Origin of the sequence: Allotamlana fucoidanivorans (assembly GCF_045788535.1) — a bacterium.
GTDB lineage: Bacteria > Bacteroidota > Bacteroidia > Flavobacteriales > Flavobacteriaceae > Allotamlana > Allotamlana fucoidanivorans.
In genome coordinates this window covers 1,707,217-1,721,328 of record NZ_CP074074.1, presented here as the reverse complement: position 1 = coordinate 1,721,328, position 14,112 = coordinate 1,707,217, and the positions used below count along the sequence as shown (strand labels likewise).

The following is a 14,112-nucleotide window of genomic DNA, read 5'->3' as shown; positions in this document are numbered from 1 at the left end:
ATCTTACTCAAGCAACTTTCTAAATAACATGACATCAAAATATCATTTATTTAAATTCAGAAGCCAAATTGAATTATTTTAACAAATTTCACACCAAAAACACACATTTTAACTATTGTTTATTGCTTTTTTAACTTATTATTTTGATTTTTGGCATTGACTAATTCAAATAATTATAAAATGAAAACAAAGTTTAGTGGAATTTTCACGCTATTATTAGCGTTTATTGTGCAAATATCGTTTGCACAAGAAAAGACTATTTCTGGAACGGTTACCGATGATTCTGGTTTACCACTTCCAGGAGCTACGGTCTTGGTAAAAGGTACAATAAATGGTACCTCATCGGATTTCGATGGAAATTATTCAATTAGCGCCAGCCAAGGTGCTACTCTTGTATTTAGTTTTGTTGGATACACAACACAAGAGATTAAAGTTGGTTCATCAAATACAGTGAACGTAACAATGGCAGAAGATGCTACTGCACTAGAAGAAGTTGTTGTTGTGGCCTACGGAACACAAACCAAAGAATCTATTGTAGGGTCTATTGCTGTAGTAGGTGCAGACGTAATCGAGAAACAACAAGTAGCTTCTGTAACTTCTGCTTTACAAGGAAGCGTTCCTGGTGTAAACATAATTTCTAGTGGTGGTCAACCGGGGGACAATCCCATCATTAGAATTAGAGGGGTTTCTTCTATTAATGCTTCTGCCGCACCGCTTATTATTCTCGATGGTGCGCCATTCAATGGTAATATCAATACCATAAGTGCAGACCAAATAGAAAGTATGAACGTTTTAAAAGATGCGTCGTCAACCTCTCTATATGGTTCACGTGGAGCCAATGGTGTTATTTTAATAAACACAAAAAAAGGACGCTTAAATTCTCCTGCTAAAGTTAGCTTAACATCTACAGTTGGTTTTGCTGGACAAGCCGTAGATAGACACGAAATAACAGATACAGATACTTTTACAAAATACACATGGGAAGCTATGAGAAATGCTGCTCAATATGTCAATGGAGCATCTCCCGAAGCCGCGGCTCTTTCAGCAACTAATAACTTAATTCCTACTTTGGGCTATAACCCTTATGGAATTAACAATCCCGTAGGAACAGATGGAAATTTAGTATCTACAAATAAATTATGGGATACGGACTGGGCAGGTCTTTTAATTAATGATTCTGCATTGAGACAAGAGCATTCTTTAGCTGTTTCTGGAGGTAGCGATAGAACAACATATAGATTCTCAGGAAACTTTTTAAAACAAGATGGAAGTATTAAAACCTCAGATTTTGAAAGAGTAACAACAAGACTCAACATTGATTCTCAAGTAAAAGACTGGTTAAATATGGGGTTAAACGTTTCATATTCTTCTTCCGTTCAAAATGTTCCTGACCAAAGCGGCACTTCTTTCACCAGCACCATCCAATGGATAAATAATCTTTCATCTTTTTATCCTTTATACAGAAGAGATGACAATGGAGGCTTAGTTTTGGGCCCTGATGGTGCACCTATATATGATTATGGGAATACACCTGGCCAAAATTTAAATGCAGCAAGACCTCAGTTTCAAGGAGAAAACATTGTAGGTTCATTGTATTTATACAATGAAATCTACAAGCGGGATAACTTCACAGCCAATGGTTATGCTAAAGTGAACTTCACCCCAGATTTTAGTTTTAAAACACAAATTGCGTATGAAAAATACACACTTGATTACTTCAGCTATAATCATAATGAATTTGGTGTGGCAGCAAGTGTTAAAGGACGTGTGGATCAAGATAGAAACTTTGTAATTACTAAAAATATTACAAACGCCTTTAACTACAATAAATCCTTCGGATTACATAATGTTAATTTTGATGCTATTCATGAAGCCTATTCAAGATCTGATGACGACTTATCAGCACAAGGTGTTGGTTTCTTACCTAACGTAAAAGTATTAAATGGTAGTACCACTCCAGAGTCTGTTGGTGGTTCTATATCAGATGAAGCTCTTCAGTCGTTTTTAGGTCGATTATCATACAATTATGATCAGAAATACTTTGTAGAGGGGTCCTTTAGAACTGATGGTTCAAGTAGATTTAATAGTGATGTTAGATGGGGTAATTTCTACTCTGTTGGTGGTTCATGGGTTGTTTCAAAAGAAAACTTTTTAGCTAACAGTAATATTGTAAATCTTCTTAAAATAAGAGGTTCTTATGGGGAACTAGGAAACAACTTGGTTCTTGACGATCTAGGAAATCCAGTATATTTCCCGTACTTGTCTTTATTTGAAACAGGAGAAAATGAATTAGATAACACTGGGGTTTTACTTGGGTCTGTAGCTGACCCTCTATTAACTTGGGAAAAAACAGCATCCACAAACATTGGGATAGATTTTACTTTATTCAATCATGTTATCAATGGTACTGTTGATTATTATGTTAAAAAATCTGTTGATTTGATTTACGATAAACCATTAGCTGTTTCAACAGGTAATGAGAGTATCACTACTAACGTAGGCTCACTTAAAAACTATGGAGTTGAAGTTTCCTTGGCCGCCAATATTATTAATAAAGATCAATTTAACTGGACTTCTAGTTTAAATTTCTCTTTTGATAGAAACAAGATTACAGAGTTATCACAAGAATCATTCATAAATGGAACAAAAAGATGGGAAGTTGGACGTTCTTTATACGAATTCTACATGCCAGAATGGGCTGGTGTAGATCCAGCAAATGGTTTTGCTTTGTGGTATAAAGATATTTTAGATGCAAACGGAGAGCCCACCGGTCAAAAAGAAACAACAGCTGAATACTCTGAAGCCTCTAGAAATTATGTAGACAAATCTTCATTACCTGATATTATTGGAGGTTTCAATAACTCTTTCACACTAGGTAACTTTGATTTAAATATTCTATTTAATTTTAGTTTTGGAGCTTATGTTTATGACTCCATGTACGCTGGCTTATTTGGCAGTTTTGAAACGGCAGGAGGGCCAGGAACAACAGATTTGGCCAATCGTTGGCAAAAACCAGGTGATGTTACTAATGTTCCTTTATTATTAGCTTCACAAAATGACTTCAGTAGTAGATCTGACAGATTCTTATTCAAAAATGATTACGTGCGTTTAAAAGCACTAACATTTGGATATAGCTTACCAACTCAAACTCTTGATAAATTTGGTATTTCTAGATTGCGTTTGTATCTACAAGCTGACAATTTATTAACGTTCCAAACACATAAAGGTATTGACCCTGAACAAAGTATAGCTGGTACCACAAACAACAGATCCTATAATCAAAGAATTGTATCTTTTGGTGTTAACTTAGACCTTTAAAAAAATTTGAAAAATGAAAATATTTATAAAAAAATTAACTGTTTTATTGCTTTCTACAACCTTTCTTGTTGGTTGTGAAAAAAGCTTTTTAGAAGACCCCGTTCCTACAAGTTCTGTATCTGATGTAGTTATTTTTGGTTCTAGAGCAGGTGCTGAAGCTTTGCTTTCTGGTATACAAAGAAATTTTAGAAGACAATTTACTAGAACAGATGCTGGAGGTGTTTATTCCTTATATATGGCTAGAACCGTAAAAGGAAATGATTTTATACAAAACTCATGGTATAATTTTGACTATGACAATGATAATAGGGAACCTAACTATACAAGGACCACCTTTAATTGGGAATACCCCTATTACATGATTAACCAAGCCAACACATTAATTAATGGCGTAGAAGCAAGTACTGCTATTTCTGGCTCAGATAAAACAGAGTTAATAGCTCAAGGGAAAGCACTTAGAGCATTTTTCTACTTCCAACTAGCCATGGAATTTCAACATACATATACTTATGATCCATCGTTGCCTGCCCCCCCAATTTACACAGACTTATCTTTAGAAGGCAAACCGATGTCTACTTTACAGGAAATGTATGATTTAATTATTTCTGATTTAACGGATGCTGTAGCTGGTTTAGATGATTCAAGACTGGGAAAATCTTATGTAAATAAACAAGTTGCTAATGGTATTTTGGCTCGTGTTTATTTAGTTACTGAAAATTGGGCGGGAGCGGAAAAAGCTGCTCACGATGCCTATGGTGGGGATATTGCTTCTGCTCTTGACGCTGGATCTTATAAAGATGGTTTTGATAAAATTTCAAATATTGAATGGATTTGGGGTATGCCCCAAACTACAGATCAGTCAAATTACTACTACTGTGCTCCTCATGCTTTTACCGATCATTATAATGACGGATATTTCGGAACTTATGTTAACAAGGATTTTGCAGATTTGTTTACAGATTCTGACGTGCGAAACACCTTTGATAGAACTTATGCTTCTGCTAGTCCAACAGATTGGTTTTATCTAACTACCAGAAAGTTCACTTTTGCCTTTGACTCTGATATTGTAATTATGAGAACAGCTGAAATGATTCTTATTGAAGCTGAAGCTAAATTTAAACAAGGAATGGCAGGAGACGCACATGAATTATTGTTTGCTCTTCAATCAAACAGAGATGCTAATGCTGTAAAATCTACAAATACTGGTGACGATTTGTACGAAGAAATTCTAGTAGAAAGGAGAAAAGAGCTTTATGCAGAGTTTGGAGTAGAATGGTTTGATGCTAAAAGACTGCGTAGAGGTATTCCGCGCACAGGTAATCATAGATTGCCAAATTCATTTTTACTACCTGATGACAAAAAATTCTTTTTAAAAGTTCCTAGAAAAGAAATTGATGCCAATGTTAACATTGATGACAGTGTAAACGCAGATAGATAATAAAACAAATTAATGTTAACCTAAGTTATTTAGGTTAACATTAGCTAAAATTTAAACTCATGAAAAAAATCTCTATTTTAACTCTTTTTGTAATAAGTTTTATTACATTTTATAGTTGTGACGAAGACCTTAATGAAAAGTCATTTGACTATACCACTCTAGAGTCGTCATTTGAAGTCGGTGTTGATCCTACAGGTACCCTTGAGCAAGATGTAAGGGTTTTTGCCACATCTACCTCTAGCAGTGACAGAACTTATAATATAACTGTTATTGAAGAAGAAACAAATGCTCCTGCAACAGCGTACAATGTACCTGCTACTGTGGTAATTCCTGCTAATTCAACAGTGGGCACATTTAAAGTAACCGCCGTTGGAGAAAACATTGACCCTGCTAATGGTAACACATTAACATTACAAATTTCTTCTGATTATGCAGGTTTTATTGGTAACTCTACAACACTTCTTTTAACCCAAGTTTGTCCTTACCCAGATACTTTCTTGAATATTGTATTTGATGGATACGGAAGTGAGTGTACATGGGACATTAAGGATAGTGATGGCGCTGTTTTATTCTCTGGTGGTCCTTATGCAGATGGGGATCCTGGAATTTCTGCTAAATTTTGCTTATCCCCAGGAACTTATGAATTCACTATTAATGATGTATATGGCGATGGTCTTTCTTATCCTGAAGATGGAAGTGCTACTATCACTCAAAATGGTTCAGACTTAGTTTCTATTGTTGGTGATTTTGGATACACGGCATCTGAATCTTTTACCGTAACAGACAATTAGCTTTTTATAACTTTATAAATAATATAAAAAGCCAGAGAATAGCTCTGGCTTTTTATATTATTTAATTCTTATAAACTTATTAAGCAGTTTATTACCTTTACCCCATGCAAGAACACACTCAAATATTCGGTATTAGAGCTATCATTGAAGCTATAAACTCGGGAAAAACTATTGATAAAGTATTTCTTCAAAAAGGGCTTAAAGGCGATTTATTTTCTGAGCTTGAATCTCTTATTAACAAAAAAGCTATTAATAGGTCTTATGTTCCTGTTGAAAAACTGAATAGGTTGACTTCAAAAAATCATCAAGGGGCTGTAGCACAAATAGCCCCAATTACATTTCATGATTTAGAAACTTTAGTTTTAAACGTTATAGAATCTGGAAAAACACCGTTATTCTTATTACTAGACCAGTTAAGCGATGTTAGAAATTTTGGCGCTATTATAAGAACTGCCGAGTGCACCGGGGTGGATGGCATTATCATACAAAAAAAAGGTGGGGCCCCTGTAAACGGTGATACTATAAAAACAAGTGCCGGGGCGGTATTTAAAGTTCCTATTTGTAAGGTTGACCACATAAAAGATGCTGTGTTCTTTATGCAAGCCTCTGGTATTAAGGTGATTGCTGCTACCGAAAAAACAGACAATACGCTTTATGATGTGTCCTTTACTGAACCCTGCGCCATTGTTATGGGATCAGAAGGTAGAGGCATAAACCCTTCTATTATAAAAGTGTCTGATGAAAGGGCAAAACTCCCTTTATTAGGTGACATTGAATCTCTTAATGTGTCTGTAGCCTGTGGCGCTTTTCTTTACGAAGTTATTAGGCAACGCCGTTAGTCTTCTTTATTGTCCTTGAAGATATAATTAATGGTTGTTTGGTCTTGTTGTTCTTCAACGTGATCAATAAAATTTCCATTTTCATCAAAGTGTTTTAAAAACGGATCGTTTGCTTCATCAAAATCTGGATGCTCCCATTCAAACTTCTTTGGCTTAGCAATTGTCTTTCTAAATACTAAAGAAAAAATGAATCCTGTAATCAATCCCGCTAAATGTCCTTCCCACGAAATACCTTCCTCAATGGGCATCGTATACCAAATCATACTTCCATAAAGAAAAACTACCAATAATGACAAAGCTATTAACCTATAATGTTTGGCGAACACACCTTTAAAAAATGTAAAACTCACCAGCACATATATAAGGCCACTCGCACCAATATGATAAGAAGGTCGGCCAATACACCAAGTCATGAATCCTGAAATTAAAATACCAAGAATCAAAACTTTCCAAGCTATGTGCCTATAGAAATAAAACAAAGCCGTTGAGAGCACAAACAATGGTATAGTATTATGGTATAAATGCTGTAAACTACCATGGATAAAAGGACTTAGCACAACACCTCTTAACCCTTTTACGGTTAAAGGATAAATGCCATACTTATTAAAATTGCTTCCAAAACGAACTTCTACCCAAAAAACAATCCATATAGTTAACACAAAAAAGATTGGATAGGCAATAACACCCGTTGAAAATTGAAAATGATTCTTTGTTCCCATCTTCATAAAGGTAACAAATAGCAAACCAATAAACATTTCAATGCTATATTGGCAGCTTATTTTATTCTCTATGCACGCTTTACATATGTAAAAATGGTTAATTTTACAGTTATGAATGGCAATGAACCTTTAGCAGAACGTTTACGACCTAAACATCTTAGCGACTATGTAAGTCAAACACATCTTGTGGGTAAGAAAGGTGCGCTAGGTCAACATATTTCTAAGGGATTAATTCCTTCAATGATTCTTTGGGGACCTCCAGGAACTGGCAAAACTACATTGGCAAATATTATTGCCACAGAATCAGGTAGACCGTTCTACACTTTAAGCGCCATAAATTCTGGGGTTAAAGATGTTAGGGATGTTATAGAAAAAGCCAAGCAAAGTGGTGGTTTATTTACCACAAAGAACCCTATTTTGTTTATTGACGAGATTCATCGTTTCAGTAAATCTCAGCAGGATTCATTGCTACAAGCTGTTGAAAAAGGTTGGATAACCTTAATAGGTGCTACTACTGAAAACCCCAGTTTTGAGGTTATTTCAGCACTTTTATCAAGATGTCAGGTTTATATTCTGAATGCTTTTAGTAAAGAAGATTTAGAAATGCTTTTGAAAAGAGCCATTGAGCAAGATACGCTACTTTCAAAAAAAAACATTCAACTTAAAGAAACCAAAGCGCTTCTCAAATTATCTGGTGGTGATGCTAGAAAACTTTTAAATATATTCGAACTAATTGTTAACGCTTTCCCTTCAGATAACATTGAAATTACCGACGCTATTGTTCTTGAAAAAATTCAAAATAATACCGTAAGATATGATAAAACAGGTGAGCAACATTATGATATCATTTCGGCATTTATAAAGTCCATTAGAGGGAGTGACCCAAATGGTGCTGTATATTGGTTAGCGCGCATGATTGAAGGCGGTGAAGATGTAAAATTTATAGCTAGGCGATTACTTATTTCGGCTAGTGAGGATATTGGAAATGCCAACCCCACTGCTCTAGTCATTGCTAATAACACCTTTCAGGCAGTATCAACAATTGGTTTTCCAGAATCACGAATTATTTTGAGTCAATGTGCCACATACTTAGCCTGTTCTCCCAAAAGTAACGCTGCCTATGCCGCCATTGGCAAAGCGCAACAATTAGTAAAACAAACAGGAGATTTAAGTGTTCCTCTTGATATTAGAAATGCACCCACAAAACTTATGAAAGAATTGGGATATGGCGAACACTACAAATATGCTCACAACTACGAAAACAATTTTGCAGCACAAGAATTCTTGCCTGAAGAAATTAAAAACACCAAACTTTATGACCCTGGAACTAATGGCAGAGAGCAAGCTCAAAAAGAATTTTTAAAGCAACGCTGGAAAGACAAGTATAATTACTAAAAAAACTTAATAGTTAACTTTTGTTGCTTTAACGTATTATTTTCGTAATACTCCACCACCCAATGTTCATCCTGCTTAAAAACAATGGCACTTTTATTCTCCACAAGAAATACATTATCCAAATGAGTTTGCTTTAGCTTGTACACCACTTTAGGTGTACTGTCTACTAGCTGATAACCGTTTTCAATTTTTTGTGCATACAACACGCCCGATAATACTTTATTCACATGGCCTGCTGATTCTGGTGCCTTTGAAGAAGTGTTTGCAGCTTCTAAAGCTACTACTGATGCTCCTACTACTGCTGGTTTATTTATTTCTTGCTTATTTTTTAATGTTTCTATTTCTTGTTTTAAGGCTTTCACCTCTTCAGAATCATTAGTTGAAGCAGAAACTGGTGCATCCGTTCCCATAACTACCTTATCATTTACAGGCTCATACTTATAATTTAGCGCTTCAATGGAATTAAAAGCATGTCTTAACGCTTCATTATAAGCTTTTTTAAACTCTTTCTCCCTGCTATCGCCAATTTCTGAGGTATAAACAACCCGTTCATTACAGTCTTTTAAAATCACCGTAAGCTTAGTTTTAAACATACCTGAATCTTTATTAACATCTGTTTTAAGCGCTAAACACCGATTGAAATTTAAATCTTCAGGGTACTCGCCGCCTTCCATGATAGCTTCAAACCCATATTTGTTGAACAAAAATTTTGTAAGTGAATTGAGTTGGTATTGATCTTTTTCTTTTAAAAAATCGAACTTATTAGGCACGATAACGTATTTATAGTTATTTATACTTTTTTGAGCAAACATCACACCTGCCATGAAACACATCAAAACCACAGTAAAAAATCTTGTTTTCATTTTCATTTAAATATATAATTGAACCCTAATTGTAAAGATACAGCTTCTGCATCATAAATATTTTTGTATTCTAAAAAATTATCGGCCATAAGATAAAAATTAATAGCTCCCCAATGCGCAGAAACTCCCATTCCGATATTGGAAAATGAATACGAATCTACCGTATAAGTCGCCTTTATTCGTAACCATTCAAATAATTTTCTATAATAGTAACTGGTTATTGCTAACTGTGGGCGCCTTGGTCGCTTTATGACATACAACTGTAAACCAACCGCATTTAAATATCCTGAGTCCTCTTTTACACAGGTACATTCTTTCTCTGATCGTTTACCAAAAGCATAATTTATAGAGGCATTTAATTTTACTGGACGCCAACTGGTGAATTTAGAAGCTGTAGTATCTACCTGAAACAAATCTTCAAAATCTTCTTCTATTTCACTCCAATACGCGTCAGCCGACTGGTTATTGCCAGATTCAGGAAAAATAGGATTTACACCTTCAAAAGTATAAACGCCCTCCACTTTGTAATTTTCTATGTCTTTAGAGTGATGAATAAACCCAATATCTAGCAAACTGCCATCAACCGACCATTGATTACTAATTTGGTAACTCATCCCTACATCAAAGCCTAACCCTAAATTACCTCCAAAAAACAAGCGTCTTCTTAGCGTTTTCAAATCTTGTTCCAAGCTAGAATTATCATCATCTAGCAGGTGTGAAATACCTGAGGTTTTTAACTCTAAATTAAGATCGAACACATGATTATATGTATTGTTTTGTCCTTGTGTTGTAACAAAATACCCTTTATTTCTCTTGGAACTTACAGTCATAACACTAGAGTAAATTTTCCCTCTAAATCCGAACGACATTTTTGAATTCAATGTTTTATTGTAGCCAACATGTACTACTGATATAACTTCAGCCGTAGCGTTTAAATCACCTGCATCAAAAATCTTATTAATATTATTTTGATTCCCTTCTAAGGCTAACACGACATAATCTTTAGGAAAATAACCAATAAAATCTAACTCTTGATACAAGCCAAAGCTCAAATATTGATTTTTCTCATAACTAGGTCCCATAGCTAAACCTCCCGAAAAAACATCAATTTGTTCATTAAAACTAAAAAAATCCTTATTGCTCATGCCATAAATTGCTTTTCTGAACTTGGTATTAAACGCTACCCCATTATCTGCAAATAGATCATAAACAGTTGACCCAGTCGTTCCGCTTGAAACGTGAACATGTGACAGCAAAGGCATACCAACGTACCACTTATTAGTTATTTTTCCTCCCGGATTAAGCAATAAGGCTTGTGGTATTTCTGAAAAGCCATAAAGTATTTGCTTGTTTTGAGTATAAGATGTCAAGCAAAATAAAATTAAGCCCCAAAAAGTCAAGTAGTTTTTCATTCTGAGACGTCTATTTCAAAATAAAATGATGCAAATGATTTTAACTGAATGCGGCCAGGCGTATGTTCATCAATAGGTTGCCCTGCAGCTACTCTTAAGGTAAACATAACTACTTGTGTTTGCTTTAACACCTCAATGTCATCACCTTCAAACACTTCAATATGATGAGATACGGTTTCTACAGCATTTCCACTAGCTTCTTGGCTTACCTGAAAGGTATGCAATACTTTTCCTGATATATCAAAAAAATCAATTTGAAGAATAAAACTTCTATTGATTGCGTTTTTTGACTCAAAATGAAATTCAGATTTCACCAAATCATCCTGAACAAAGGCATTATTAAAAATATCTACCATAATAAAATCTTGAATCGCTGAAACCTCCGATCCGTTATCATAAAACGTATTAGCTGGTTCATCAAAAAAAACTAAGCTAGACACCACAGCAGGCGACAAGGTTAAATCATTCAATTGACTAAAGTTTACATCTTTTGTACAAGACCACCATGTAGTCATAGTAAGAATACACAATAGAAACTTCGAAAAATTGGTATAACTATTCAAGAGACTATACTTTAAACTATTACAAAATATCTTTAAGTTGTGACAATGAATTAATTTGAATAATATCCTTACTAATTGATGTATTATGCACATCAAAAAAGATAACATCCATTCCTATGTTTTGAGCACCCAATATATCGGCCTCAAAACTATCACCAATCATCACACTTTGGTGTCGTTCTGCTTGGGCCTGATGTAAGGCGTAATTAAAAATTAAAGGATTAGGCTTTTTTACCCCAACCATTTCTGAATTAGTAATCGTTGTGAAATACTTGTAAATGCCTGAGTTGATAAGTTTTTTTTGTTGTACTTCTTCAAAGCCATTAGTAATAATATGTAAATTATAATGGGGCGCTAAATACTCTAAAACCTCAAAAGTGTGATCAAATAAATGATTAAACCCTGTTAAATGAGCTATATAATCATCTGACAGTTTATAAATAAGTGCCTCTTCAACAGGTGTACCAAGTGCAGAAAACGTATCATTTAATCTGGCATACCGTAGCGCCTGTTTTTCAATTTTTTCTTCTCTGTATAATTTCCAATAGTAGAGATTGATAGGTTCATAATGACTCAAAAAATCTGTTAAATTGATGTTCATTTGATTGAGATCAAAAATTTTCTGAAAAGTTAAAGCTGAGTTTTTATCAAAATCCCACAGTGTATGATCTAAATCAAAAAATACATCTGTAACACCTTTAAACCTCATCATCTGCTGAATCTAAAATCATATTAAACAATTCCTTAAAACCAGACCATCTTTGACTATCTCCAAACGTATAATTATGAAAAATAGGCACAAACTCACCATTGACCCGTTGAACTTCATTTATAATTTCATTTAAAACCTTCTTTTTATCTAATAAGGACTCATGTTTTAACAAGGCATAATCCATAAGTTGGTAAGGCACTATTTTTAAAGGAGTTTGAACTTCATAATCGAGGTCATAAAATAAAAACGGAGAGCAGGATCCTGCTCTAAACCCAATATGATTTACATAACCCATAGTATAATCTTCATTAATTTCAAGTGTGATTAGATTCCTGTAGGTTTCAGGCAAATTTAATTTTGAAAAAGATTGTCTTGAAGCCTTTAAGTTTGTATTTAAAATAGCCTCCATCTTTGTTTTTTCCTTTTTTAGCATGTCAGCATCTTCCAAAGCTAAAAATGAAATTTTAAGACCCACTCTACAATAATCAGCCACATGTTTTATTAACGAAACAAATTTCTTTTTATTGGGATTAACGCCTTTATCAAAGGTTGAAAAATCACCGATTAAAAAGAAAAACAGAAACTTGAATCTTGAACTTTTTTGCCTATTAATAATATATTTAAAGGTATCAAAAGGATCATGTTTAAACCCTAATAATACTATAAACCGTTTGTATAAACTTTTAAATTTAAGACGAGAAAGATCTCCCACTAGGCCTCCAAAGGTTCTCATTAAACCTTTTAATTTATAATGGTACGGACTAGGCACATCAATAATAGGAGTTATTTTATATGATCTGTTTGGGAACTCAAAATCGGGAAACTGATCTTGTAACGCTGCCTTAAATTTATAGGCCCAAATATCTACTACTGGTTGATGCAAAAAACCTTCTTTAAAAGCTAAGCTTTCAGTTGCAGTGAATCTCCCAAACTCATCCTTTACATGTGGCAGATACTCTTCATATCGTGATAACAAATAAAATGATGCCGAGAAAATATCAAAAGGAATAGAACTTTTATCGCCATTGTAAAAAAAGCATTTTGTTTCATCCCACCGTTGCACATGAATTTCTACATCTCCTAAGCCTTGTTCAAACAATATATCATGACTCTTAACAAAAAATTCGTTTCCCAATTGCTGTTTGGTGTAAGACATTTTTAGATCCTCGTGTGCAATTAGCTCCTCAATTTTTGTAGTGAACTCAACTTTTATACCTAGAACTCGGGTGCAAACATGTTTAAACACATAATTGAGTCTTGGCGATATTTTGGAGGTGTAAACTAAAAGCATAGTTTATAAATATTCTGAACAAGTGTTTCAAGGGTCTATGAAGCTGCTTAAAATTATAAAACACCTTCATCTGCAAAACTAAAATAGGTTTTTTCTGTTACAATAAGATGATCTAAAACCACTATATCTAAACTTTTTGCTGCAACTTTCAATTTTTGAGTGATTTGTTTATCTGCTTCACTTGGCTTTAATGTTCCTGAAGGATGATTATGTGACAGAATAAGACCTGTTGCTCCAACCTCAAGTGCTGTTTTTAAAACGAGCCGTACATCCACTAATGTACCGGTGATACCACCTTTACTCAATTGCTGTTTTTGAAGCACTTTATTGGAGTTATTCATATAGATAATCCAAAATTCTTCGTGAGGCAAATCACCTATTATAGGCTGCATAATTTCAAAAACCGATACACTTGAGGTAATCTTCTTTTTTTCTAAGGCCTCTTCTCCCCTGCGGCGGCGCCCTAATTCAAGGGCGGCAACTATCGTGATAGCCTTAGCCTCTCCAATACCTTTAAAGGTCATTAACTGTTTTACAGAAAGCCTTCCCAGCTCATTTAATTTATAATCTACACTCGCTAAAATACGCTTACATAGGGCCACCGCACTTTCATCTCTATTACCAGAACCAATTAGAATGGCTACCAACTCAGCATCACTAAGTGCCATTTTACCTTTGTAAAGTAGCTTTTCACGAGGTTGATCATCTTGATGCCAGTTTTTAATAGATAGGGATGTTGATTTTTCTTGCATGTGTTAAAGATAAATAATG

General features: G+C 34.5%; 12 protein-coding genes. 5 read left to right on the top strand and 7 right to left on the bottom strand.

What is annotated here, in order from left to right; genetic code table 11:
• Positions 1 to 180 precede the first annotated feature (180 nt).
• From KFZ70_RS07860 to rlmB, 4 genes are all read left to right on the top strand, one after another.
• The gene (locus tag KFZ70_RS07860; RefSeq protein WP_139697467.1) at positions 181 to 3,318 is read left to right on the top strand and encodes a TonB-dependent receptor; all 3,138 of its coding nucleotides are present in this window, start codon (positions 181 to 183) and stop codon (positions 3,316 to 3,318) included.
• Between the two features lie 13 nt (positions 3,319 to 3,331).
• On the top strand, positions 3,332 to 4,756 hold the full coding sequence (locus KFZ70_RS07855; RefSeq protein ID WP_139697469.1) for a RagB/SusD family nutrient uptake outer membrane protein: 1,425 nt from the start codon (positions 3,332 to 3,334) through the stop codon (positions 4,754 to 4,756).
• Positions 4,757 to 4,815: 59 nt separating this feature from the next.
• Positions 4,816 to 5,547 carry a hypothetical protein gene (locus tag KFZ70_RS07850; RefSeq protein WP_139697470.1) on the top strand — a complete coding sequence of 244 codons (732 nt, stop codon included), beginning with the start codon at positions 4,816 to 4,818 and terminating at the stop codon, positions 5,545 to 5,547.
• 104 nt (positions 5,548 to 5,651) lie between these two features.
• A complete protein-coding gene (gene rlmB, locus KFZ70_RS07845) occupies positions 5,652 to 6,386 on the top strand; it encodes a 23S rRNA (guanosine(2251)-2'-O)-methyltransferase RlmB (RefSeq protein WP_139697472.1) in 735 nt (244 codons plus the stop codon).
• On the opposite strand, the gene KFZ70_RS07840 is transcribed toward rlmB, so the two are convergent.
• Entirely contained in the window at positions 6,383 to 7,105 is a 723-nt protein-coding gene (locus KFZ70_RS07840; RefSeq protein WP_139697474.1) for a rhomboid family intramembrane serine protease, read from the bottom strand. The two genes, rlmB and KFZ70_RS07840, sit on opposite strands and share 4 nt — an antisense overlap.
• Positions 7,106 to 7,216: 111 nt before the next feature.
• Between KFZ70_RS07840 and KFZ70_RS07835 the strand changes: the two genes are divergently transcribed.
• Positions 7,217 to 8,500 carry a replication-associated recombination protein A gene (locus tag KFZ70_RS07835; RefSeq protein WP_139697476.1) on the top strand — a complete coding sequence of 428 codons (1,284 nt, stop codon included), beginning with the start codon at positions 7,217 to 7,219 and terminating at the stop codon, positions 8,498 to 8,500.
• Here the strand turns inward: KFZ70_RS07835 and KFZ70_RS07830 are convergent.
• From KFZ70_RS07830 to radC, 6 genes are all read right to left on the bottom strand, one after another.
• Positions 8,497 to 9,363, bottom strand: coding sequence for a hypothetical protein (locus tag KFZ70_RS07830; RefSeq protein ID WP_139697478.1), 867 nt, complete (start codon positions 9,361 to 9,363; stop codon positions 8,497 to 8,499). The two genes, KFZ70_RS07835 and KFZ70_RS07830, sit on opposite strands and share 4 nt — an antisense overlap.
• Positions 9,364 to 9,365: 2 nt before the next feature.
• Positions 9,366 to 10,775 (bottom strand): DUF5723 family protein, encoded by a 1,410-nt coding sequence (locus KFZ70_RS07825; RefSeq protein ID WP_139697480.1) that lies wholly within the window; start codon positions 10,773 to 10,775, stop codon positions 9,366 to 9,368.
• Positions 10,772 to 11,290 (bottom strand): hypothetical protein, encoded by a 519-nt coding sequence (locus tag KFZ70_RS07820; RefSeq protein WP_139697482.1) that lies wholly within the window; start codon positions 11,288 to 11,290, stop codon positions 10,772 to 10,774. Before KFZ70_RS07820 ends, KFZ70_RS07825 begins: the two co-directional genes overlap by 4 nt.
• Before the next feature lie 67 nt (positions 11,291 to 11,357).
• Positions 11,358 to 12,050: a YjjG family noncanonical pyrimidine nucleotidase gene (locus KFZ70_RS07815; RefSeq protein WP_317128552.1), complete on the bottom strand. Its 693-nt coding sequence runs from the start codon at positions 12,048 to 12,050 to the stop codon at positions 11,358 to 11,360.
• Complete coding sequence (locus KFZ70_RS07810; RefSeq protein WP_139697484.1) at positions 12,037 to 13,341, bottom strand: polysaccharide deacetylase family protein; 1,305 nt, start codon at positions 13,339 to 13,341, stop codon at positions 12,037 to 12,039. The genes KFZ70_RS07815 and KFZ70_RS07810 overlap by 14 nt, the downstream gene beginning before the upstream one ends.
• 53 nt (positions 13,342 to 13,394) lie before the next feature.
• Positions 13,395 to 14,093, bottom strand: a complete 699-nt coding sequence (radC, locus tag KFZ70_RS07805; RefSeq protein ID WP_139697486.1) for a DNA repair protein RadC — start codon at positions 14,091 to 14,093, stop codon at positions 13,395 to 13,397.
• Positions 14,094 to 14,112 lie beyond the last annotated feature (19 nt).

Bases quoted from the DNA above. Each gene is read 5' to 3' on its own strand.
- KFZ70_RS07860 (WP_139697467.1), top strand. From the start codon at position 181: ATGAAAACAAAGTTTAGTGGAATTTTCACGCTATTATTAGCGTTTATT.
- KFZ70_RS07855 (WP_139697469.1), top strand. From the start codon at position 3,332: ATGAAAATATTTATAAAAAAATTAACTGTTTTATTGCTTTCTACAACC.
- KFZ70_RS07850 (WP_139697470.1), top strand. From the start codon at position 4,816: ATGAAAAAAATCTCTATTTTAACTCTTTTTGTAATAAGTTTTATTACA.
- rlmB (WP_139697472.1), top strand. From the start codon at position 5,652: ATGCAAGAACACACTCAAATATTCGGTATTAGAGCTATCATTGAAGCT.
- KFZ70_RS07840 (WP_139697474.1), bottom strand. From the start codon at position 7,105: ATGGGAACAAAGAATCATTTTCAATTTTCAACGGGTGTTATTGCCTAT.
- KFZ70_RS07835 (WP_139697476.1), top strand. From the start codon at position 7,217: ATGAATGGCAATGAACCTTTAGCAGAACGTTTACGACCTAAACATCTT.
- KFZ70_RS07830 (WP_139697478.1), bottom strand. From the start codon at position 9,363: ATGAAAACAAGATTTTTTACTGTGGTTTTGATGTGTTTCATGGCAGGT.
- KFZ70_RS07825 (WP_139697480.1), bottom strand. From the start codon at position 10,775: ATGAAAAACTACTTGACTTTTTGGGGCTTAATTTTATTTTGCTTGACA.
- KFZ70_RS07820 (WP_139697482.1), bottom strand. From the start codon at position 11,290: ATGACTACATGGTGGTCTTGTACAAAAGATGTAAACTTTAGTCAATTG.
- KFZ70_RS07815 (WP_317128552.1), bottom strand. From the start codon at position 12,050: ATGATGAGGTTTAAAGGTGTTACAGATGTATTTTTTGATTTAGATCAT.
- KFZ70_RS07810 (WP_139697484.1), bottom strand. From the start codon at position 13,341: ATGCTTTTAGTTTACACCTCCAAAATATCGCCAAGACTCAATTATGTG.
- radC (WP_139697486.1), bottom strand. From the start codon at position 14,093: ATGCAAGAAAAATCAACATCCCTATCTATTAAAAACTGGCATCAAGAT.